Annotated in this window: 22 protein-coding genes and 1 riboswitch; of the genes, 10 read left to right on the forward strand and 12 right to left on the reverse strand. The window is 70.3% G+C overall.

Annotated features, from left to right (window positions below):
• Positions 1 to 74: 74 nt before the first annotated feature.
• Positions 75 to 190: riboswitch (SAM riboswitch) on the reverse strand.
• Positions 191 to 377: 187 nt separating this feature from the next.
• Complete coding sequence (locus ATC03_RS16675) at positions 378 to 887, reverse strand: DUF6326 family protein (protein ID WP_067879558.1); 510 nt, start codon at positions 885 to 887, stop codon at positions 378 to 380.
• Between the two features lie 183 nt (positions 888 to 1,070).
• On the opposite strand from ATC03_RS16675, the gene ATC03_RS16680 reads away from it, so the two are divergent.
• Positions 1,071 to 1,745 carry a TetR/AcrR family transcriptional regulator gene (locus ATC03_RS16680; RefSeq protein ID WP_067879561.1) on the forward strand — a complete coding sequence of 225 codons (675 nt, stop codon included), beginning with the start codon at positions 1,071 to 1,073 and terminating at the stop codon, positions 1,743 to 1,745.
• A gap of 99 nt (positions 1,746 to 1,844) precedes the next feature.
• A complete protein-coding gene (locus ATC03_RS16685; protein ID WP_067879564.1) occupies positions 1,845 to 2,168 on the forward strand; it encodes a nucleotidyltransferase family protein in 324 nt (107 codons plus the stop codon).
• 22 nt (positions 2,169 to 2,190) lie between these two features.
• Here the strand turns inward: ATC03_RS16685 and ATC03_RS16690 are convergent, their stop codons facing one another.
• Positions 2,191 to 2,595: a hypothetical protein gene (locus tag ATC03_RS16690; RefSeq protein ID WP_067879567.1), complete on the reverse strand. Its 405-nt coding sequence runs from the start codon at positions 2,593 to 2,595 to the stop codon at positions 2,191 to 2,193.
• A gap of 259 nt (positions 2,596 to 2,854) precedes the next feature.
• On the opposite strand from ATC03_RS16690, the gene ATC03_RS16695 reads away from it, so the two are divergent.
• Both ATC03_RS16695 and ATC03_RS20030 read left to right on the forward strand, forming a co-directional pair.
• A complete protein-coding gene (locus tag ATC03_RS16695; protein WP_067879570.1) occupies positions 2,855 to 3,421 on the forward strand; it encodes a nuclease-related domain-containing protein in 567 nt (188 codons plus the stop codon).
• 91 nt (positions 3,422 to 3,512) lie between these two features.
• Positions 3,513 to 4,460: a G5 domain-containing protein gene (locus ATC03_RS20030; RefSeq protein ID WP_084003764.1), complete on the forward strand. Its 948-nt coding sequence runs from the start codon at positions 3,513 to 3,515 to the stop codon at positions 4,458 to 4,460.
• A gap of 93 nt (positions 4,461 to 4,553) precedes the next feature.
• On the opposite strand, the gene ATC03_RS16705 is transcribed toward ATC03_RS20030, so the two are convergent.
• Positions 4,554 to 5,591, reverse strand: a complete 1,038-nt coding sequence (locus ATC03_RS16705; protein ID WP_067879573.1) for a hypothetical protein — start codon at positions 5,589 to 5,591, stop codon at positions 4,554 to 4,556.
• Between the two features lie 256 nt (positions 5,592 to 5,847).
• On the opposite strand from ATC03_RS16705, the gene ATC03_RS20390 reads away from it, so the two are divergent.
• The gene (locus tag ATC03_RS20390; protein WP_152030993.1) at positions 5,848 to 6,354 is read left to right on the forward strand and encodes a hypothetical protein; all 507 of its coding nucleotides are present in this window, start codon (positions 5,848 to 5,850) and stop codon (positions 6,352 to 6,354) included.
• A 153-nt stretch (positions 6,355 to 6,507) separates the two neighbouring features.
• Here ATC03_RS20390 and ATC03_RS16710 read toward each other — a convergent pair whose 3' ends face one another.
• Positions 6,508 to 7,467: a hypothetical protein gene (locus ATC03_RS16710; RefSeq protein ID WP_067879576.1), complete on the reverse strand. Its 960-nt coding sequence runs from the start codon at positions 7,465 to 7,467 to the stop codon at positions 6,508 to 6,510.
• A 339-nt stretch (positions 7,468 to 7,806) separates the two neighbouring features.
• Between ATC03_RS16710 and ATC03_RS16720 the strand changes: the two genes are divergently transcribed.
• Positions 7,807 to 8,046 (forward strand): type II toxin-antitoxin system Phd/YefM family antitoxin, encoded by a 240-nt coding sequence (locus ATC03_RS16720; protein ID WP_067879581.1) that lies wholly within the window; start codon positions 7,807 to 7,809, stop codon positions 8,044 to 8,046.
• Positions 8,043 to 8,414 (forward strand): type II toxin-antitoxin system VapC family toxin, encoded by a 372-nt coding sequence (locus ATC03_RS16725; RefSeq protein ID WP_179947887.1) that lies wholly within the window; start codon positions 8,043 to 8,045, stop codon positions 8,412 to 8,414. Before ATC03_RS16720 ends, ATC03_RS16725 begins: the two co-directional genes overlap by 4 nt.
• Before the next feature lie 57 nt (positions 8,415 to 8,471).
• On the opposite strand, the gene ATC03_RS16730 is transcribed toward ATC03_RS16725, so the two are convergent.
• The gene (locus tag ATC03_RS16730; protein ID WP_067879587.1) at positions 8,472 to 9,839 is read right to left on the reverse strand and encodes a coiled-coil domain-containing protein; all 1,368 of its coding nucleotides are present in this window, start codon (positions 9,837 to 9,839) and stop codon (positions 8,472 to 8,474) included.
• Between the two features lie 189 nt (positions 9,840 to 10,028).
• Between ATC03_RS16730 and ATC03_RS16735 the strand changes: the two genes are divergently transcribed.
• A complete protein-coding gene (locus ATC03_RS16735) occupies positions 10,029 to 10,412 on the forward strand; it encodes a hypothetical protein (RefSeq protein WP_152030994.1) in 384 nt (127 codons plus the stop codon).
• 143 nt (positions 10,413 to 10,555) lie between these two features.
• Here ATC03_RS16735 and ATC03_RS16740 read toward each other — a convergent pair whose 3' ends face one another.
• The 3 genes from ATC03_RS16740 to ATC03_RS20860 all read right to left on the reverse strand — a co-directional run bounded on the left by ATC03_RS16740 (position 10,556) and on the right by ATC03_RS20860 (position 14,511).
• Entirely contained in the window at positions 10,556 to 12,055 is a 1,500-nt protein-coding gene (locus tag ATC03_RS16740) for an RNA polymerase sigma factor (RefSeq protein ID WP_227820141.1), read from the reverse strand.
• Positions 12,052 to 12,441 carry a YciI family protein gene (locus ATC03_RS16745; RefSeq protein WP_067879593.1) on the reverse strand — a complete coding sequence of 130 codons (390 nt, stop codon included), beginning with the start codon at positions 12,439 to 12,441 and terminating at the stop codon, positions 12,052 to 12,054. The genes ATC03_RS16740 and ATC03_RS16745 overlap by 4 nt, the downstream gene beginning before the upstream one ends.
• A 291-nt stretch (positions 12,442 to 12,732) precedes the next feature.
• The gene (locus ATC03_RS20860; protein WP_067879595.1) at positions 12,733 to 14,511 is read right to left on the reverse strand and encodes a hypothetical protein; all 1,779 of its coding nucleotides are present in this window, start codon (positions 14,509 to 14,511) and stop codon (positions 12,733 to 12,735) included.
• A 264-nt stretch (positions 14,512 to 14,775) separates the two neighbouring features.
• On the opposite strand from ATC03_RS20860, the gene ATC03_RS21085 reads away from it, so the two are divergent.
• Positions 14,776 to 15,864 carry a DUF2510 domain-containing protein gene (locus tag ATC03_RS21085; protein WP_067879598.1) on the forward strand — a complete coding sequence of 363 codons (1,089 nt, stop codon included), beginning with the start codon at positions 14,776 to 14,778 and terminating at the stop codon, positions 15,862 to 15,864.
• A gap of 83 nt (positions 15,865 to 15,947) precedes the next feature.
• On the opposite strand, the gene ATC03_RS16760 is transcribed toward ATC03_RS21085, so the two are convergent.
• Positions 15,948 to 17,117: an AAA family ATPase gene (locus ATC03_RS16760; RefSeq protein WP_067879601.1), complete on the reverse strand. Its 1,170-nt coding sequence runs from the start codon at positions 17,115 to 17,117 to the stop codon at positions 15,948 to 15,950.
• Positions 17,114 to 17,884 carry a nicotinamide riboside transporter PnuC gene (gene pnuC / locus ATC03_RS16765; RefSeq protein WP_067879603.1) on the reverse strand — a complete coding sequence of 257 codons (771 nt, stop codon included), beginning with the start codon at positions 17,882 to 17,884 and terminating at the stop codon, positions 17,114 to 17,116. Before pnuC ends, ATC03_RS16760 begins: the two co-directional genes overlap by 4 nt.
• Before the next feature lie 110 nt (positions 17,885 to 17,994).
• Here pnuC and ATC03_RS16770 point away from each other — a divergent pair, with 110 nt between their 5' ends.
• On the forward strand, positions 17,995 to 18,633 hold the full coding sequence (locus ATC03_RS16770; RefSeq protein WP_152030995.1) for an NUDIX hydrolase: 639 nt from the start codon (positions 17,995 to 17,997) through the stop codon (positions 18,631 to 18,633).
• Positions 18,634 to 18,693: 60 nt separating this feature from the next.
• Here the strand turns inward: ATC03_RS16770 and ATC03_RS16775 are convergent, their stop codons facing one another.
• Both ATC03_RS16775 and ATC03_RS16780 read right to left on the reverse strand, forming a co-directional pair.
• Positions 18,694 to 19,182, reverse strand: a complete 489-nt coding sequence (locus tag ATC03_RS16775; RefSeq protein WP_152030996.1) for a VOC family protein — start codon at positions 19,180 to 19,182, stop codon at positions 18,694 to 18,696.
• A gap of 272 nt (positions 19,183 to 19,454) precedes the next feature.
• On the reverse strand, positions 19,455 to 19,919 hold the full coding sequence (locus tag ATC03_RS16780) for a pyridoxamine 5'-phosphate oxidase family protein (protein WP_067879609.1): 465 nt from the start codon (positions 19,917 to 19,919) through the stop codon (positions 19,455 to 19,457).
• Between the last annotated feature and the right edge of the window lie 26 nt (positions 19,920 to 19,945).

Consider the following 19,945-nt stretch of genomic DNA (forward strand, 5'->3'; position numbering starts at 1 on the left):
CACCATCGCCGTACACGAACTCGACAAGCTGATCGACAGGCATGATTGCTCCTCTCGTTCGGAGACGCGCGGCGCCCATCGACTTGCCCGACACGGATGCCTCGGGCCGGTTCTTCCCCTCGGGCACCCCGCTCGATGGAAGGGGGCTGCGGGGCAGCCGGCCAGGTACCTGAAGCTGCCACTCGTGAACCTGCAGAAAACCCTAGAGCGTACAGGCCGGCGCATGCCACGAACCGGGCCGGCGGCCCTCGTAGTGGGGCTCTTGAAAACACTTCCAGGCCGGTATACGAGCCAGTGCGGATCGCGTGGCGGATCGACGGCGACCAGATGACGCAGGCGTCACCAGCATCCGTCGCCGAATTGCCGCGCGCGGAAATCTATCGCCGAAAGTCCTGCCGCAGTCGGTCGGCCGTCGCGACATCCGCGGCATTGGAGTGCGTTCGGGGCCAGGTCCAGGCGGAGCGCAGGATGAAGGCCAGGAGCAGCACCTCGATTCCGATGGAGAGGCCGTAGAAGAAGGCCCACTCCCAGGTCGCCCCTGCCGCGTTGAACACCGAGTAGGGGATGTAGAGCGAGGCCACGACGAGGTTCGTGGCGCGGTTCGCCCGGGCGGGCAGCGTCATGGAGAGCACCACCATCAGGGCCGGGATCGTCACCGACGCGAGCATGACGGTCAACAATGTCGAGCTGACGTCGAACCTCCAGACGAGGCCATTGAGGATGCCGTCGACGACGCCGGGCTTGTAGAAGTTGAGGACGTCGACGTAGACGTACAGGAACATGAAGCTGGTCCATGCGGCGGCGAGCTTGGCTCGCACGGAGACCGGAGGATCGGCGAGCAGATGCAGGGCGTTCGGGGTGTTCGCGGCGTTCGTTCGGATGGTCATCGGTTCGTCTTTCGAGAGGAGCGGGGCCTCCGCCGGAGTGGCGGCAGGTCTGGGCGTGCGGGCGCGACTGGCTGTGTCGCTTCGTCGTACACCGTACTCGTACGCTGTACGACGAGTAGTACACCGTACTATGATCCTGCGCTGGACGATTGTCAAGCGTCGTTGAGCGAGCGAGGGGAAGCCGTGTCTGCGAACGAAGAACGCCAGGTCGCGACATCCGCGGGGCTGAACAAGCAGCGAGTGGTGGCCGAGGCGATCCGGCTCGCCGACCGCGATGGGGTCGACGGGCTGAGCATGCGCCGGCTCGCCGGCTCGCTCGGCGCGGGCGCGATGTCGCTCTACCACTACGTGGCAAACAAGGACGAGCTGCTCGACGCCATGATCGACATCGTGTTCGCGGAGATCGAGCCTCCGACCGAAGAGACCGACTGGCAGTCGGCGATGCGCCGGGAGGCGGTATCGACCCAACGGGTTCTCGCGCAACATCCGTGGGCGACCAGCCTGATGGAGTCGCGGACGACGCCGGGGCCTGCGAACCTCCGCCACCGCGAAGCGGTCACCGCCTGCCTGCGACGGGCCGGCTTCTCGGTGCTGATGGCGACGCACGCCAACTGGATGATCAACAGTTATGTCTACGGGTACGCCCTGCAGGCGGCCAGCTTGCCGTTCGACACCGCCGACGAGCTCGCGGACATGACCGAGGGCGTCTACCTACCCCAGCTTCCCCCTGCCGAGTTCCCCTTCCTCAACGAGTCCGCCGCGGAGCTCGTCGCCGTCGGCTACGACCCGACCGAGGAGTTCATCTTCGGACTCGACCTCGTGCTCGCCGCCCTCGAGCCGCTGAGAGGCTCCGTGTAGCGACGCTCACGGACCTTCGCGCCGTGCTTCTGCACAGTGGTTTCGATCCTGCCCGAGCAGCCTTGCCGACGGCGTAGGGCACAGGGCTAGGCTCGCCGCATGGCGGATCCGTCGCAGCTCAATCGTGCACCCGGCGCGCCATCGCTGGCGCAGGTGAGGTCAGTGCGCGCCGAGCTGCTCAGGGCTGCGGCCCTGCACGGGCTCGGCAACATCCGCGTATTCGGCTCCGTTGCCCGCGATGATGCCGATGCGGGCTCCGATGTCGACCTGCTCGTACATCCCGGCGAGAACACGTCTTTGTTCGATCTCGCCGGCTTCATGATCGCGGCCGAGGAACTCCTCGGCACCACGGTCGACGTCGTGTCCGACCGCGGCCGGAGCGAGGTACTCGACCGCATCCTCGCCGAAGCGATCCCTCTCTGAGGAGGCACCGCGACTCCCCGGGCTACCGGTCGCCCGGAACGGAACACGGTCGACGGTCGCGAAGGGCCACGCGGCGCTCGTCGAGCGCGACGATGCGCGCGCGGATCGTCACGAGCACGGCCGCGACCCTGCGGCGGTGGTGGGCTTCAATCAGGCCGTCGACCTCGAGCGTGCGAGCCCGCACGGCGAGGTCCCGTGTCTTCGTGACGGTGTCGCGGCGCCACGCCTGGTACTGGTCGTCACCGCGACCGGCGAGCCGCTCGAAGCGGTCGTCGATGAGCGCGAGCCGCAGCTCGAGGGCGTTGATGTCGTCGAGCAGGCGCGCTCGGTCGGCATTGCGCGCCGCCGTGGAGAAGCCGAGGTTGATCGCCGCGCGCGCCGCGCGTGCCGCGGTCGTGGTCGCCGCGAGGTGAGAGTCCGAACCCATGAAGTGTCCTTGCCGACTCCAGCCGATGGCCGAAGATCACGACGCTAGATGCGACCACCGACATCGCTGCGGTGGCCCACCGAGATAGGCGTGGCCCTCCCAGTCGTACGGTGCACGAGCGAATACGCGCGACGACCTGGTTTCTCCCTCGACACGACACCGCGCCACACTCCAACTGGGGATGCCGCGGCCCGCCGTCGATTCGTAGCGTCGAGGTCACCCGGTCGGCGTCGACCGCGCATCCGGAAGTCGAGGCACCGTGACCGAACCCTCCCCCGCTGCTACGGTCTCGCTGTCGGGTCGCCCGGCAGCGGCATCCGTCATCGCGGAGTGCCTGCGCGAGCAGGCCCTCGTGCCGCCCCGCTCGCCACTCGCCCGCGCGATCGGCCGGTCGCCGCTGTCGAGCGAGTCGCAGTCGTGGTACCTCGGGGCGATCGGCGAACTCGAGGTCGCCCGGCGGCTGGAACGGCTGGATCCGTCGTGGCGCGTGCTGCACGCGGTGCCCATCGGCACCGGCAAGAGCGACATCGACCACGTCGTGATCGGCCCGTCGGGCGTCTTCACGATCAACACCAAGCACCACGAGGGCAAGGAGGTGTGGGTCGGCGCCAAGCGCCTGCTCGTGAACGGGCAGCGCACCGACCACCTGCGCAACGCCGAGTTCGAGGCGAAGCGTGCGGCGCAGCGCCTCTCCGCGGCGACGGGAACACCGGTGGCGGTCACGCCCGTGATCGTCATCGTCGCGGCCCGGCGTCTGACGATCCGCGAGCAGCCGGCGAACGTGCGCGTGCTCACCGAGTCGGCGAGTCGAGTGAGAACGGACTGACCGCGCAGGGGGAGCACCCCCAGAATTGGGACGCGCTTGGGCACGTCACGAGCAGGTACCGTCACCTCAACCCGTTCCAAGGAGTATCGCAATGCCCAACGCTGGCCCCGGCTGGTTCGACGACGGTTCCGGACAACAGCGGTGGTGGGATGGAGAACGCTGGACGACGTTCTTCTTCGATCGAGCCGCGCAGGCGGTGGTGGACCGCGCTGCACAACTCCCAGCCAACGGATCGTCTGGTTCCGTCGACACGACGCCGACCAAATCGAAGAATAACCTCCCGGCCACGGTCATCACCCTGGCCGTCGTGGGTGTGGTGATTCTGGCGCTCTGGGGCTGGGGTGGGCTGCTGGTGGTCAGTGGTCTGATCGCAGGCACGGTCGGGCTCTATGCCCTTCTGCGGGGGTCGTTCAGCCGGCTACGAATCCAGACCCGGCCCGTCGGTGTCGCGGTGCTCGTCGCGGGAATCGTCGTCGCGAGCGTCGGGGGCGCAGCAGTCGCCGCAAATCAGCCGGCAGACCACGATGTTGCTGCGTTCGTCGACGCCGGGGTGGCGTCACCTCGCGCATCCGCCTCGGCACCGACGCCGACCCCCACGCCAGTGCGGAAGGAGACGATCGTCGAGGAATCAGCGCCGATCGCCTTCTCAACGTCGAACGTAGACGACCCCAACCTTGATGTGGGGTTGACCGCACTTGCAACGGCTGGTGCCGATGGTCAGAAAGTCATTCGGACCCGCGTCGTCACAGTGGATGGCGTTGAAGTCTCAAGGGAAGTCGTCGAAGAGATCGTCACCGTGCAACCGGTGAATGAGATCATCGCGGTCGGTTCCCGACAGCCTCCGCCCCCGCCGCCTGCACCGGTGGACAACGGATGCGACTCGAACTACGAGGGTGCGTGCGTGCCGATCTCTTCCGACGTCGACTGCGCAGGGGGAAGCGGCAACGGGCCTGCCTACGTCCAGGGCCCGGTCTGGATCGTGGGCTCCGACATCTACGACCTCGATCGCGATGGTGACGGCGTCGCCTGCGATGCCTGACTCACGGTGAGCTCGGATACAGCCGTTGCTCGTCCGTTCGAGTTTCGAACGCGAGGATTGCGGGACTATCGAGTCATTGCGACGATCCCGGCACTACAGCAGCGGTAGCGGTTTGTCGAGCCGACGCATCCGGCCAGAGAGGCTCACCTCGTAGACCTTCAGCGCAGCTGCCTCCCCTATTCCCTTGTGTGCGAGGTGCTCGATCACGCGCATCATGTCGGAGAGGTAGCTGCCGTCACGTCCGCCGCGCTGCACGGCGATCACCGGCTGCACCTCATCGAGTGAACCGAGGTACACGTCGTCGTGCAGCAGACCGACGCGACGGCGCTGCTCCGCGAGCCGACGCAGAATATCGCGTGCCTCGGGATCCTCACCGAGCCACCGTTGGACCAAGCGCGCATACACGATGACCTGCACCGGCGCCCAGACGATGCTGGCGACACCCTTCGGCTTCACTTCGATCGCTTGGAGGACGCCGTCGCGAGTTCCGAGCACATCCAGACGTGGCCCGAACGAGGTTGGCCGCGGACGGTCGACGGGTGCATCCTGAATCGCAGCGAGCAGTGTCGCCGAGACGTCATTCATCACGAAGTCCTCGACGAACGAACTCTCGAACTGAGGCGTGAACTCGCGATCGAGCATCGCGCGCCCACCGTTCGCCCGGCCATTGGTCGATTGGAATGAGGTGATCGCCGACTGCACGGCACCTTCGGTGGCCACCGACGCGACCTTCGGAATGACGAGCTCTAGGTAGTCGTCGAGGTCCTCCACGATGCCGGCGACCGCATCCGCTGCCATCCACTCGCGCCAGGCATCATCGAATCCGTATCGCTGATAGCGCCCATATTTGGTGTGACCTTCGAACCGCACCCGCCCCGAACGCCAATACACCGAAAGCACGCGCTGCAGTCCGACGTACAGCTGCGCGCGCTGATCCCCCGAGTGGATGTCGCGCCGGAACTGCAGATCCACCGGGTAGCGCGCCTCACGCGCATACTCCTGCAACGACCGAAGCGGGCCATCGCAGATGACGTCGAGGAAGTTCTCGTCGATTCTGCGGTCGTACCGCAGCTCGAGATTGCGTCCACCGTCGCCCGGCGTCATCGGCCAGCCGAACTCCTGAATGGTCATGCGAGCCCCCTTGCCCCGCCCGCCATGCTACGGAGCGGTTCGGGCGGCGGCGGCCCGTGTTCGGGGTACATGCACGGCCGAGAAGCGGCCGCATGCCGGCGTCGCGGCAGTCCGACAAACGTCGGTGGACGCGATATTTGAGCGAGATCGGATGATCTCGTAGGCACCCTCGTTTTGGGGGAAAGCCCTCGCCCGACCTGCCTGAGAGTATCGAGCGACGTTCTCATCGATGACACTGAGCCACAGACGGAGCACCTTGCCCTCCTCAACATTTTGGCCTGACCTGCTGATTGCTCTCATCGCCACGACCTTCGGCGCACTATTGACCGTCGGGATTGCGTTCGGCACCTATCGGCACGAGGTAAGCACTCGGGAACGCGACGCAATCCGCCATCTCGCGAACATCCTCGCTAGCAGGCGGGCGTTTGTGGAAGCGAATCCCGTTCGCATCGACACCACCGAGCCATACCGCGCCGACGACCTCGAGGCATGTCGTGTCTCCGTCGCGCATGCGCGAGAGGCGATCGTCGAGGCCTCACGTGGAGTACGCCCCGGATCATCCATGCAGCAGCCTCTCGATGACATGGCCCGAGCCGCCAATCGTTATCTGGATTTGGCGAGACGAGATCCGGACGGCTACTGGCTCCATCTCAACGGGCTTCGTTCGCGATGGATCGACGCACTGGCAATGCTCGCGATTGAGACAAACCATGCTTTGCCGGAACCCGGCAGCCGCGGCAGCTCTCGGAGCACGGAGGCGTGAAAAGTTGCGGCGATCCGCCAGGACCAGCAGCTGATCCGAACCTCCACGGTCCACAACTGGGAACGTAACTCCGATGATCGAACCCTCCCCCGCCACTGCGGTCTCATTGTCGAAGCGCCCGGCCGCGGGTGGCGCTCATCGGCATCGCCAGCTCTAGCCCTCACCACGGCGCGACGGCGGGCGCGACGCGGCGAGGTCTCGTCGGGCGAGGAGCACGGCGTCGCTCGCGAGGGTGGCGATGTGCTGGGCGATCGTCGTGGCAAGGGTTCGGTGATCCTCGCGGATGAGGAGCGACGCGGTCGACTGCGCGGCGCCCAGGCCGTGCCGGAGATCGATGCGGAGGTGCTCGGCCTCGGCCAGCCGCGTGAGGGCCTCGGCGCCGATGCGGCCTCGATGCTCGGCGACGGTGCTGCGCGCCAGGTCGAGCGTGCGGTCGGCGGCCTCGATCGCGCGCTGGAGCGAGGTGGCGAGTGGGCGCGGGGGCGTTGCTCGCGCGGCCCGCGTCGCGCGTGCCACCTGCGTCGCCCGCCCCGTGCCCGTGGTGCCCTGGCCGGCCGCGGTCGTCGCGGCATCCAGTGCCGATCTGGCTGCGCGCAGCCGGATGAGGTGCGCGTGCGCTTCGGCGATCACGAGGGTCGGCGGGGAGCCGGCGGCATCCGTTCGGGCCTGCAGCGTTCGGGTCTGCGCGACGCCGTTCTGCGCGACGCGAACCTCCGTGACGGCAACGACGACGGGCGCCCGCCGCCCCTGCGCGACCCGGTCGGCGAGGGTCGACGTCAGCTCGCCGAGCACGTGCTCGGCCCACTCGCACACGCGCACGATGAGCTCGGACCGCGCCCGCACCACGTCGGGCGTGCCGGGCATCGCGTCGTGATTGAGCCGGTTCAGGCGGAACGCGTCGCTCAGGTGCCGCCGCACCACGGCGATGACGGCCCACGCCCCGTCGATCGCGTCGGCACCCATCTCGGCCTCGGCGAAGCAGACCTCTTCGGATGCGGCGCGGATGCCCTCGTCAACGGCGAGCAGCGCCGATGCAGCCCGCTTCGCCAGCTCGGCGTCATGGGCTTGGAGTTCTCGCGCAGCCAGCCTGCGCCTGACCAAGAACCCGGCCATGCGTCGATCCTAGGTTCGCCGCCGCGCGAGCGCCATGGATGGAGCGAGCGGATGCCGCGGGCTGTCGGTGCTCGACCCGAGCGAGTGGCACTCCACCGGCCCGATGCACAGCTTCCGCGACTACCACCTCTCGGATCTCCCGTCGTACGAGGTCACTCGTCCGCCCCAGTACGACGGCTTCCGACGAGCGACGCGGAACGAGGATCGATTCGGCTTCGCCGACGAGTTTCGCGGCGTTGACGAGAAGCCGGCGGTCTCCGTGAGCTTGGCGCCGGACCCAACGGAATGTTCGCTGAATGCAACCTGACCTGACCAGGGTTGGTCAACTAGGCTCGGGGCATGACGGAGGAGATCGTGAACATCTACGATGCGAAGACCGGATTCTCGCGGCTCGTGAGCCGCGTCGAACACGGCGAACGCGTGACGATCAGCCGCAACGGGCACCCTGTTGCTCGACTCGTGCCGATCGAACCCGAGCGCACGGCAAGGGTTCCGGGTGCCTTGAGCGGGCGGGTGCGCATCGCCGCCGACTTCGATGCCTTCGATGACCGAGATGCTCGCGAATGGTTCGGCGAGTGAGGGTTCTGCTCGACTCGCACGTGCTCCTCTGGTGGCTTGCCGACGACGACCGGCTGATCCGGGCCCACCGCGACCTGATCACGGATGTCTCGAACGACGTGCTTGTTTCGGCGATCACGACCGCGGAGATCGCGATCAAGGCCTCGCTCGGCAAACTCGACGTGCCCGATGACTTCGAAGAGGTCATCTCAGCGGGCGGATTCGAGAGATTGCCGTTCACCGCCGAGCACGCGAGCGTCCTCCGCCGGCTGCCGTGGCACCATCGCGATCCGTTCGATCGTATGCTCGTCGCGCAGGCGGTTGTTGAAGGCATTCCCCTGCTCAGCGTCGACACACGGATGCGCGACTACGAGGTCGCGGTGATCTGAGGCTCGATCGGCCGCGGGCTGGTCTCGAGACGCTTCGCTCCTCGACCGGCGGGTGCGTCAGTCGAAGATGCCGTCGAGGACGCTGCCGATGACGAGGCCGCCGAGGATGCCGCCCATGAGGTCGTTGCCGCCGCCGCGGCGACCGCCGCCGCCGTAGCCGCCGTAGCCGCCGTAGCCCTGGCCACCCCACTGGCCCTGGTCTTGCGGGCGGGAGGCGTCGATGTCGCGGCCCGCGAGCTGCAGGGCCTCGCCCGCGAGGGACGCGGTGCGGCGGGCCATGGCCATGGCCTGCTCGCGGTGGTCTTCGCCGATGACGGAGGCGGTCGCGGCCGAGGTGCCGAGGAAGCGGTCGAGGTCGATGCGCACGCGCTCGGCCTCGGCGAAGCGGGTGCGGGCGTCGGCGCCGATCCATCCGCGGTGGCCGGCGATGACGTCACGCGCGACCGCGAGCTGACGGTCGGCGTCGTCGATGGCGTGGTGCACGTGCTCGAGCGGAGGAATCGGGCGGGCCGCGCGCTCGCGGGCGGCGGCGATGGCGGCATCCAGTGCCGTGTTCGCGTCGCGCAGGTGCGTGAGCTGCGTGAACGGGTCGGTGTTGACACCCGCGGCCGGCAGCGCGGCGAGCGCGACCTTGAGGTCGGCCATCGCGGTCGCGACCGCGGGGGTGTGCGGCTCGTTCGCGGCGACGACGAGGTCTTCGCGGGAGTCCTCGATGATCGCCGCGAGCGTGGACTCGGCCCGCAGCGCCTCGACCTCGAACGTCTCGACGGCGTCGAGCAGGGTCGCGGCGCGGCGCACGGACTCGGTCGCGGCCTCGAGCGCGAGGTTGGCCTGCTCGCGCTGCCCGGCCTCGCGGCGGCGCTCGGCCACGCCGACGCTGTGCTCGGCGAATCCGATGAGCTGGTCGGCCTGGGCGGGGTTCGACTCGACCTGGCTGAGCGCGTCGGGCGCGTACCGGGCGGCGAGCCGCTCGATCGTGTCGCGAGCGTGGGGGATGCGGGTGCGCAGGCGCGCGGCATCCGCTCGCACGCCGGCGATGATCTCGGGAGCCCGGCGAACGCGCGCGATCTTCTCGGCGAGCGCCGACGTCTGCTCGTCGAGCAGGTCTTCGGCCCACTCGCACAGCTGCACGATGCGCGCGTTGCGGGTGCGCAGCTCTTCGGCCGTGTCGGGGATCTCGTCGAAGTTCAGCTGATTCAGCCGGAACGCCTCACCCAGGTGCTGCTTGACCGCGGCGAGCGCGTCGCGCAGCGTGGCCGTCGCCTCGGGGCCGAGCTCGGCTTCGGCGAACGCGAGCTCGTCGCCGGTGACGCGGATGCGCTCGTCGGCCGCGACCAGCGCGCTGCCCGCCCGCTTCGCCAGATCGGCATCTTGGGCTTGCAGTTCGAGCGCGTCACGTTTGCGTTTGCCCCAGAATCCGGCCATAGGTTCGATCCTAGGGGCGCGGATGGGAGCGGGCTGTGGGGCGACCGCGGATGCAGGAGCAACCCGCCCGATCACCCTCGTTCTGGGGCCACCCGGAGCGCGATTCGCTCCCGGCGATCACGCGAGACTTGCGGAGGCCGATCGTTCCAGCAGGCGTCGGCCGTCGAAGCAGACCAGATGAGGCGGGACATGATCGAGTATCCGGGTTTCAGCGACGCACCCGCGCAGCCGATCACTGCCGCCCAGCGGCAGGTTGGCGCGCAGCCGATCACCGCGGAGCGTCCGGCCATGACCAACTCGTCCGGGCCGGCCCCGGTGGCTGCACGCACGAATCCGCATGTGCGGATTCCGACGCCCCCGGCCCTCGTCGCGTTGTTCATCCTCTGCGCGATTCCCGGCGTCATCGGCGCTGTGCTCGCCGTCGTCGGCTTGGTCTACGACCGGGACACCGTCCTGCTCCTGCTCGGCGCGCAACTGGTGCTCGCCACACTCGGGCTGTACTTCTTCCTGGTGCTCCCGCTGGTCGCGATCATCCAGGCGATCCACCAGACGATCCGGTTCCGACGGAGCTGAAGGCCGCGGTCCGCTGTGCTCGCGGACCTCGGAATGGATCTCGAGCATCTCTCTGCGCAACTTCGCGCCGAGCCATGACGACATGGCGGATGCGTCGTTCGGTGACGAGGGCGGCGGCCCGGTCGCGGTAGGTCAGTTCCGCCTCATCGATGAGGCTGAACTGAGATACCGGAATCGGGATTCGTTCGGCGGGCGAGCAGATAGCTGCGCACGGCGGGGTCGGCCGTGAGGTCGGCGGCGCGGGTGAAGGCGGCGGATGCCTCGGCCAGGCGTCCGGCGCGGGCGAGCAGGTCGGCGCAGGCGGCCCACCAGGGCTGGAACGCGGATGCCTCGGGCTCGGGCGGCAGCGCCGCGAGGCCGGCGTCTGGTCCGTCGAGGCGGCCGATGACCGCGGCGAGCGCGACGCGGGCGCCGAGGCTCGGGGCGACGGAGTTTAGCGCGAGGTAGAGGGTGCGGAGGGCCGCCCAGTCGGTGACGCCAGTGCGGCGCCGGTCGCAGTGCACGGCATCGATCGCGGCCTCGAGCTGGAAGCGGCCCGGCGGTCGCCCCGGTGCGGAGGCGCGGCGCAGGTACTCCTCGCCCTCGGCGATCAGCGCGGCATCCCACGCCGTCGGGTCCTGCTCGTCGAGCGGGACGAACGTGGGCGGGGCGGCCGCAGCGTCGGCATCGGCATCGGCACCGGCACCGGCGCCGGTCCCGTCTGCAGCTGCGACCGCCGGCCGACCGGCCGCCGCCGGGCGTCGCGCGAGCGACAGCGTCACGAGCGCGGCGAGCCCCCACGCCTCGGTCTCGTGCTCGAGCAGTGCGGCGAGCGTGACCGCGAGGAACTGCGCCTCGCCGGCCATCGATGCGGGCGCGCTGCTGTCACCGGAGGCGCCACGGGCGTCGGCCGCATCGCGCCACGTGATGGCGTGGCATCCGTAGACCGCCTCGAGCACGGCGGGCAGGCGCTCGGGCATCGCGCGACGGTCGGGCACGACGAAACCGATGCGGGCGTCGCGGATGCGGCGCTTCGCGCGCACGAGTCGCTGCGCCATCGCCGCCGGCGGCACCGCGAACGCCGTCGCGATCTGCGCGGACTCGAACCCGAGCACGACCTGCAGCATGAGCGGCGTGCGCACGGCGGCGTCGATCGCCGGGTGCGCGCACACGAACAGCAGCTCGAGGCGTTTGTCGGGAATCGCGAACGGGTCGAACTCGGCCAGCGGGTCGACGGATGCCGCGGCCGGCGCATCCGCGAATCCGTCGCCGTCGTCGGCGGTCCGCGCCACGAGCGGGGTCGTGAAGCGGCGCTCCCCCGACTTCCACGCGTCGCGCTGGCGATTGCGGGCCACGGTCAACAGCCACCCCTCGGGATTGTCGGGCACACCGGCATCCGGCCACCGCAGGAGCGCCTGCTCGAACGCGCCCGCCAGCGCATCTTCAGCGAGCGCGAGGTCGCCGGTCGATGCGGCGAGCAGGGCGATCAAGCGGCCGTAGGAGGCGCGGGCGGCCAGCTCGACCGAGGCCGAGACGGAGGCCGCGGCTGAGTCCGAAGCCGAGTCGGACGCCGAGTCGGATGCCGCGGCATCCGTCGTCGAAGCCGAAGCCGAAGCCGCAGCCGAAGCCGCAGCCGCAACCGCCCGCGCCCCGTCAACGCTCACGCGTTGGCGGTCCACACGCCGTCGACCGTGTACACCGCGCCCGGGCGCACCTCGACGCCGCCGGCGCCGTAGCCCATCGACGGCGCCTGCTTCGCCCACTCGATCGCGGTGTCGAGGTCGGGCACGTCGATGACGAACGTGCCGCCGAGCTGATCCTTCGTGTCGGCGAACGGGCCGTCCTGCACCTGCACGGGGGCGCCGCCGCCCGCACTGCGCAGGGTCGTCGTGTTCGACGACGGTTGCAGCACCTCGGATGCGATCAGCACGCCCGCCGAGTGCAGCGTCGCCGCATAGCTCGTGAAGGCCTGCTGGCCCTGCTCGAGCGCCTCGGGGCCGAGGTCGTCAGCGGTCATCTCGGGGTAGTGCAGCAGCAGTGTGTAGCGCATGGCGTTCCTCCTCCGGCCCCGTCCAGCGTCAGGGTACTCGCGCACCACCGATGCCGCCCGGGTCTCGTTCTCGTACTCCACGATCGGAGTGGGCCGGATGTCGGCCCTTACCTTGATGACGACCCGGTCGAGGTCCGATCGACACGTGCCCGGCATCTCGGCACGCGGGCACTCCGGCACTCCGGCACTCCGGCACTCCGGCACTCCGGCACTCCGGCACTCCGGCACTCCGGCACCGGGATTCGGGGAGAGCACCGCGGCCCCGCGGCATCCGCCCCACTCAGGCGCGCCTCAGAACGCGAGGTCGAGGTGGAAGTGCGTCACGAGCGGACCGTGCCAGTTGATGTTCGTGATGTCGCCCGCGCGGTTGCGGCTCGTGTTGGCGACCTCGATGATGCGGCGCTGGCCGAGACGCTCATTGACGGCGCGGGCGACCGAGAAGTCGTCGTAGATCACGCGCCACTCGACGCCGATCGCCGAGGCCGCCCGGTCGATCGCGAGGGCGAAGCTGATCGCCTGCGGCCCGTCGAAGAACCCGTCGGCACGTCGCTGCGGAATGGTGAGGTCGACCGAACGCCCGCGCCCCTCGAACCCGCCGCCGCCATGACCCCCGTAGTTGCTGGCCGTGAAGCCCGTGCCGTAGGCGTCGATGAGCCACAGCACGAAGATCGCCGTGGTCGTCATGGCGCCGAGGCTGCTGCGTTCCCAGACCGGGCCCCACGCGGGTCGGCCGTTCTGGTCGAGTTCGTGCACGTTCTCCCATCCGCGTTCCTCGATCGCGATCGCGGCCGTGCGAACGGCGGCGTCGACCGCACCCTGTCCGCCGAACTTGCGGGTCTCGGCGGCGACGATCGCCTGCTCCTGCGCCGCGGCATCCAGCGTCGCCTTCGGATCGCGCAACCGCCGCCGCAACGCCGACTCGGCCTGCGCGATCGCCTGCGCGCGCTCCCGGTCGCTGAGCGTGCGGTTGCGCGCCGCGAGCTGCCCGCGCACGAGCGCGACCGCATCGACGTTGGGCAGCGCGCCCGGCGCGAAGTTGCGCAACTCGCGCACCCCGCGCTGCGTCGTGGTGACGAAGTCGAGGTGCTCGCGGCGTTCGAGCATCCACCCCCAGGCGCCCTGCGTGAGATGCGAGGCGACGCTGTCGATCAGGTACTGCCGATACACGACGAGCTCGGCCTCCAGCTGCGCACTGCGCTCGGCGGGCGTCAGCACGCGGCGCTTGCCGTTCTCGACGACCCGGCGCGCGGCGATCGCCCGCGTGAGCTTCGCCTTCTCGGCGTTGAGCTTGCGCAGCATCGCCGCGTCGATGCCCGCGAACGGCGTGCTGAAGCTGCTGCGGTTGTACCAGCCCTGCATGGTCTCGTCGAAGTCGGTGACGAACGAGGCGCGCGTCGACGCGACATCCGTCGTCTGCCCGGCCGCGGCGCGCCGAGCCCGCCAGCCGTCGACCAGCACGTCGACGTAGGTCGCGACCCCCGGAACGGCCCAGAACTCGACCGTCGTGTCGATGCCGTGGGCGGGCGCGACCTCGGCCGCAGGCGGAGCGGCCCCGGCGACGACGACCGGCGTGCCGCGCGTGACCGTGAGGCTCGGCCGCGCGGGCGGATACGCCACGTCGGTCGTGTCGGTGTCGACCGGCGCGGCCTGCGCCTGTCCGGGCCGCTGCGGGGTGGTCTGGGTGCCGGGCGTGGTCTGCGTGGTCTGGGGCGTCTGCGTGGTCTGGGTACCGGGCGTGGTCTGAGTACCGGGCGTCGTCTGCGGTGTCTGCGTGACGCCGGCGTCGGGGCCTGGGCCGGCATCCGTGTCCGCGTCGACGTCCGCGTCGACTCCGGCGTCGACCGGTTGGCGCTGCAACTGCACGAGCCCGTTCGTCAGCCCGTCGGAAGCCACGAGCTCCGCCGCCGCGCGATTGCCCGCCGTGCGCTGCACGTCGGCGAGGGTCACGGGCGCGTGATCCGAGGGCGGGGCGACGGATGCCGCGGGCAGCACGACCGGCGCCGGTCGGCCGTGTACGGGGTGCCGTCCGGCGTCGTCCGGGTCTTCGTCGCCGACCTTGCGATGCCGCATGCGTGCGCTCGCGCTGCGAACCAGGGTTCGCCCGCTCGCTCTCCTCTTCACGGCGAAACTAGTCCCGCGGCCGACCGGCCGACGCGCATCTGCCCGATCGGGCAGGCATCGCTGCGCCGACGGCGGCGTGTCTCGCGATGGTGTGCCCTGAACTGGGGCGGCGCCGCGGCGGGTGCGGTCGTACGCTTCGGGTAGCGCCGTCGGCGAGCAGGGCTGCGGGGGCAGTCACGCTCGCGCGAGGCGTCGCGACGGAGGGGGAATCCGATGAGCGATCCGACCAACACGCCCGCCGGCTGGTACGACGACGGCAGCGGACGACAGCGCTACTGGGACGGCCGGCAGTGGACCGACCAGTTCGCGCCCGCGGCGCCCGCGGCCGACGCCGCACCCGAACCGGTCGCGCCGCCGCCGGTCGAGCCGTTCGCACCGCCGGTCACCGAACCGCACGGGTCCGCCACCGGGGCTTCGGCGCCGACCAGCCCGTACGGCGCTCCAGACCCCGCACCGTACGGGTCCGCCGTCCAACCCGGAGCACCCGTCGGGGCCGCCTCCGTCGCGGGCGCGGGCGCGGGCGCGGGCTACGGCACCGCGAGCTCGACGCCCCCGCCGCCCGGCGCCAAGGGCAAGCCGCACGTGCTCGGCATCATCGCCCTCATCGTGGCCGCCGTCGGCTTCGTCTTCGCGTGCATCCCGTTCGCCTTCGTCGTCGGCTGGGTGCTGCTGCCCATCGCGTTCGTGCTCTCGATCGTCGCGCTGTTCATGCGCGGCGCGAAGTGGGCCGCGATCACCGGCCTCATCCTGTCGGTGCTCGGCACCATCGCCGGCTTCGTGGTGTTCTGGCTGGTCGCGTCGGTCGCCGTCAACCAGGCCATCGACGAACTGCCGAGCGCGATCGCGGAGGCATCCGAGGCAGCGGAGGACGCCGCGGACGAACCGGCCGACGACGAGGCCCCGCCCGCAGCGGAGACCCTCGCCTTCGGCGACACGATGGGCTGGGAGGACGGCCTCGAGCTGACCGTCGCCGCGCCGACGCCCTACACGCCGACCGAGTTCGCGGCGGGCGCCGATCAAGCCGCGAACCTCGTGTTCACGCTGACCATCACGAACAACTCGACCGAGAACTTCGAGCCGGCCGTCTACTCGCGCCTCTCGTCGGCCGGGCAGGAGTCCAGCCAGATCTTCGACGTGCCGGCAGACGGTTCGACGATCGGCATTCCGCCGACCACGGTCGTGCTGCCCGGCGAATCGGTGACGTGGCAGGAGGCCTGGTCGGTCACCGACGCGAACTCGCTGACCATGCAGATCTCGCCGAACTTCGACTACGAGGACGCGATCTACACGAACCTGCAGTGAGGTGGGCGCGGCCGGCGGGCGCCTCGGCGCGCCGGCCGTCGTCTGGTCTCGATACGCTTCGCTACTCGACCGGCGGGGTGTCGCTACTCGACCGCCGAGGCGGCACCGGCGGCGGCGGCGGGGGCGGGGGCGGCGGCGAGCACCGTGCGGTCGGCCCACGGCGCCTGGCCGAACGACGAGTTGCGGCGCCACAGTTGGTCGACGAGGCGCGTCGCGTAGCGCAGTCGCTCGGCGTGCTCCCCGCGGAGCAGCACCCACGAGTGCCCGCGCCGGGTGAGCTCCTCGACGAACCAGCCGGTCATCGCGGCGCGAACGTGCTCGCCGTCGCGCCAGCCGTCCTGCTCGAAGGGCACGCCGACGTGGTCGGTCACGAGGTACACGTCGCGACGCGGCAGGCCGTCGACGCCCGCCCGGTGCGTCTCGGGCGACGTCGACCCGAGGTAGCGCCGCTCCCAGAGCTCGGTCGCCAGCGCATCGGTGTCGGCGATCACGAGCGGCGAGGCCAGCGCGGCCTCGTTCTCGAGCTCGGTCTGGCGGGCGGCGATCTCGGCGAAGTGCTCCGGCAGCCAGACGAGGTCGTCCATCGACACGTCGTGCCCGGCGGCCGCGACCGCGCGGGCGTGCAGGTCGTACGTGAACTGCCGCCCGTACTCCTCGACGTGCGGCATCCGTTCGAATCCCCGTGCCCGGTAGTGCTCGACGAGCGCGCGCGAGAGCGTCGTCGAACCCGTCGACTCGGCGCCCACCACGATGACGCGGGTCGCCAGATCGAGCCGAGCGGATGCCGCGACCCGCGCCCACTGGCCGGCGAGATCGCCGCGGATCATCGTGCCGCTCACGCTGGCCGCCTCGCGCGACGTGTCGAAGACGACGTGCCGTGCGCCGAGCCGCGCGGCGAACTCGTCGCCGTAGTGCTCCGAGCTGAAGACCGCGGTCACGGGTGGCACGCCCGCCTCGGTCACCGCGGCGAGCGCCGCCACGGTCGAGGCGATGTGCGCCTCCCAGGCGATGGCGGTGTCGTACTCGACCGGCGCATCCGAGCGGGTGCCGAGCACGGTGACGTTGCCGAGCGCGGCCGTCTCGGCGGCGACCCATCGCTGCCGGTCGGCGAGCGACATGGTCTCGAACGTGCTGCCCATGACGAGCACCGTGACGCGGTGCGCGTGCTGCGAGGCGTAACGGATGAGCGCCAGGTGCCCGGCGTGGAGCGGGTAGAACTTGCCGATGATCAGGCCGTGCGGCTCGCGGGTCATGCGCGGGCCTCGATTTCGGCGGGTTCGCGGGTCTCGAGACGCTCCGCTCCTCGACCGGCGGGGACGCGCTGCGCTCCTCGACCGGCGGGAACGGGCTGCGCTCCTCGACCGGCGGGAGCGGCGAGGTCGTCGTCAGCACGACCGGCGCGGTACTCGCGCGTCCACCGTGCGAGCCCGTAGACGCAGAGCGCGAGGAAGCCCGTGTAGAGCAGCGCCGTGAGCCAGAGCCCCTTCACCAGGTACAGCGGGATCGACACGACGTCGACGGCGATCCAGATCCACCACTGCTCGAGCAGCTTGCGCGCCTGGCCCCAGGTCGCGAAGAGCGAGAACGCGAGGATGAACGCGTCGGGCCACGGCACCTGCGAGTTCGTCTCGGCGGCGAGCAGGTAGCCGACGCCGACGGTCGCGACAAGCGCGATCAGGGTTCCGACGATGAGCTCGCGGCCCCGAGCCCGCCGGATCGGAACCGCGGATGCCACGCCCGCCCCATCGCGCGTTCGCCGCGCCCACACGATCCAGCCGTAGACGCCGAGCACCCCGAAGGCCACCTGCAGCGCGGCATCCGCGTAGAGCCCGACGCCGGCGAAGAGCACGAGGAACGCGAGGTTGTTCGCGAGGCCGAGCGGCCAGTTCAGGATGCTGCCGCGAGCGACCGCCCAGACGCAGAGCGCGCCGGTGAGGAAGCCGATGGCCTCGACGACCGAGACCGGCTGCCCGGCGATCGAGAAGAGCTGCGACTGCAGCAGGGCGGTGAGGGCTTCCATGGCCGGCTCCTTCGGCTCGACGTGCTTCGATTCTGCATTCGGAAGAGTTAGCGCATTTCTGCGCGAATCTCCGTTGTTGACAGTTTGCGCAGATCTGCTTGAATTGTCAAGTGCAGCAGCGAGACTCGCGGGGCAAGGCCCTCACGGACTACCCCCGGCCCTCGGTCGCGGTCGACACGGCCGTGCTCACGGTACCCCCGGGCGGTGCACTCAGCGTGGTCGCGGTCACGGGTGACGGCGATCTGCGGCTGCCGGGCACGTTCCTGCACGAGGGCGAGACGCTCGCCGGCGCGGTCGCCCGATCGCTCGCCGAGAAGGCCGGCATCACCGGCATCCGCCCGGTGCAGTTGCACGTGTTCGACGCGCCCGATCGCGACGATCGCGGGTGGGTGCTCTCGGTCGCGCACCTCGCACCGGTGCGGATGTCGCAGCTCGCCGATCGCGCTCGCACCGAGCTCGTGCCGGTGGCCGACCTGCCGCCCATGCCGTTCGACCACCACGCGATCATCGAGCTCGCCGTCGCGGAGCTGCGCGCGCGCCACGCCGAGCACCCCGACCCGTTCGGGCTGCTGCCCGAGCCGACGTTCACGATCCGCGAGCTGCACGAGCTGCACGAGGCCGTGGCGGGCCGGGCGCTGCCGCGCGACACGTTCCGTCGTCTCATGGAACCGCAGCTCGAGCCGACCGGATCACTCGCCAGGGGAACCGTCGGCAAGCCCGCGCGCGAGTTCACCAAGGGCGGCGCATGAGCGGCATCCACCGCGTCGCTGACGTGCGGCGGGCATTCGACCGTGCGCACGAGTCGCGCGTTACGCCTGCGCGGCGTGCCCCTCGGCGATCGCCTCGAAGACGGGCATCTCGAGCTTGGTCATCGTGAGCATCGCCGCGAAGAGCTGCTGCTGCAGTGCGACATCCGACGTCGCCATGAGCTCGGTGAACCCCCGCGGGATCAGCTGCCACGAGAGTCCGTAGCGGTCGGTGAGCCAGCCGCACTGGCTGGGCTCGCCGCCGTCGGCGAGGAGCGCGCTCCAGAGGCGGTCGACCTCGGCCTGGTCGTCGACCTCGAGCTTGATCGAGACGACCGGCGTGAGCGCGACATCCGGACCGCCCGAGATCAGCTGGAATCGCGCACCCGCGACGGTGAAGTCGACCGCGAGCGGCTCCCCCGCCCGCTCGGAGTCGGCCGGCCAGCGGCCGACGTTCAGCACGGCCGAGTCGGGCACGAGCGAGGTGTAGAACTCGGCCATCTCGTCGAGCGGCCCCTCGACGAGCAGGCAGGTCATGGCGGTCGTGGGCATGGGGGCTCCTTCGATTGCGGTGCCTCGACCGTACTGCCGACCGATGACACCCGGAAGGCGCTGCACGACACCCCTGGTGCCGCGCGGCAATGCCAGTTCCGCCTCACTGATGAGGCGGAACTGGCATTACGGCATCGTGAAGGTCGACGAGCGAGAGCACGGCCGACGAATCGCTCGTCGCCCTTCACGTTCACGATCTGGCGCAGCGTGTGCCGCACCTTCACGAGCGACGTTGCGTCGGCCATCACCCGGTCGATCGGCTCAGAGGCCTGTCAGTAGACCTCGACGCGGTCCTCGCGCTCGTCGAGCACCCAGAGGTGCGACGCGACCGCGCGGTACAGGCGGTGCGGGGCTGCGCCGGTGACGCTGCCTTCGGCCCACGGGCGGAGCCCGGATGCCTCGCAGCCGGCGTTGTACACGGCGAGCGCATCGTCGATCGCGTCCTCGGGAACCGGCTCGGCGAGCCCTTCGGCATAGACCGCGGTCGCATCGCCGACGGGCGTCGTCGTGTCGTACACGGCGAGCGCCACTTCGGCTCGTGCGGCGATGTTCTCGGAGTGGCGGCGCGACGGGCGCGAGACCCAGACGAACTCGCGCAGGTCGCGCACGGCGAACCACACGGGCGTCGCCCACGGCCGCCCCGCGGCGTCGGCGGTGGCGAGGGTCAGGTAGGCATTCGCCTCGAGGATCCGGCGGGCGGCGGCCGCCACGGGCGACGAAGTTGCATCGGTGACCATGACTCATGGCTATCAGACGCGGTCGC

The sequence above is a fragment of the Agromyces aureus genome (assembly GCF_001660485.1).
GTDB classification, from domain to species: domain Bacteria; phylum Actinomycetota; class Actinomycetes; order Actinomycetales; family Microbacteriaceae; genus Agromyces; species Agromyces aureus.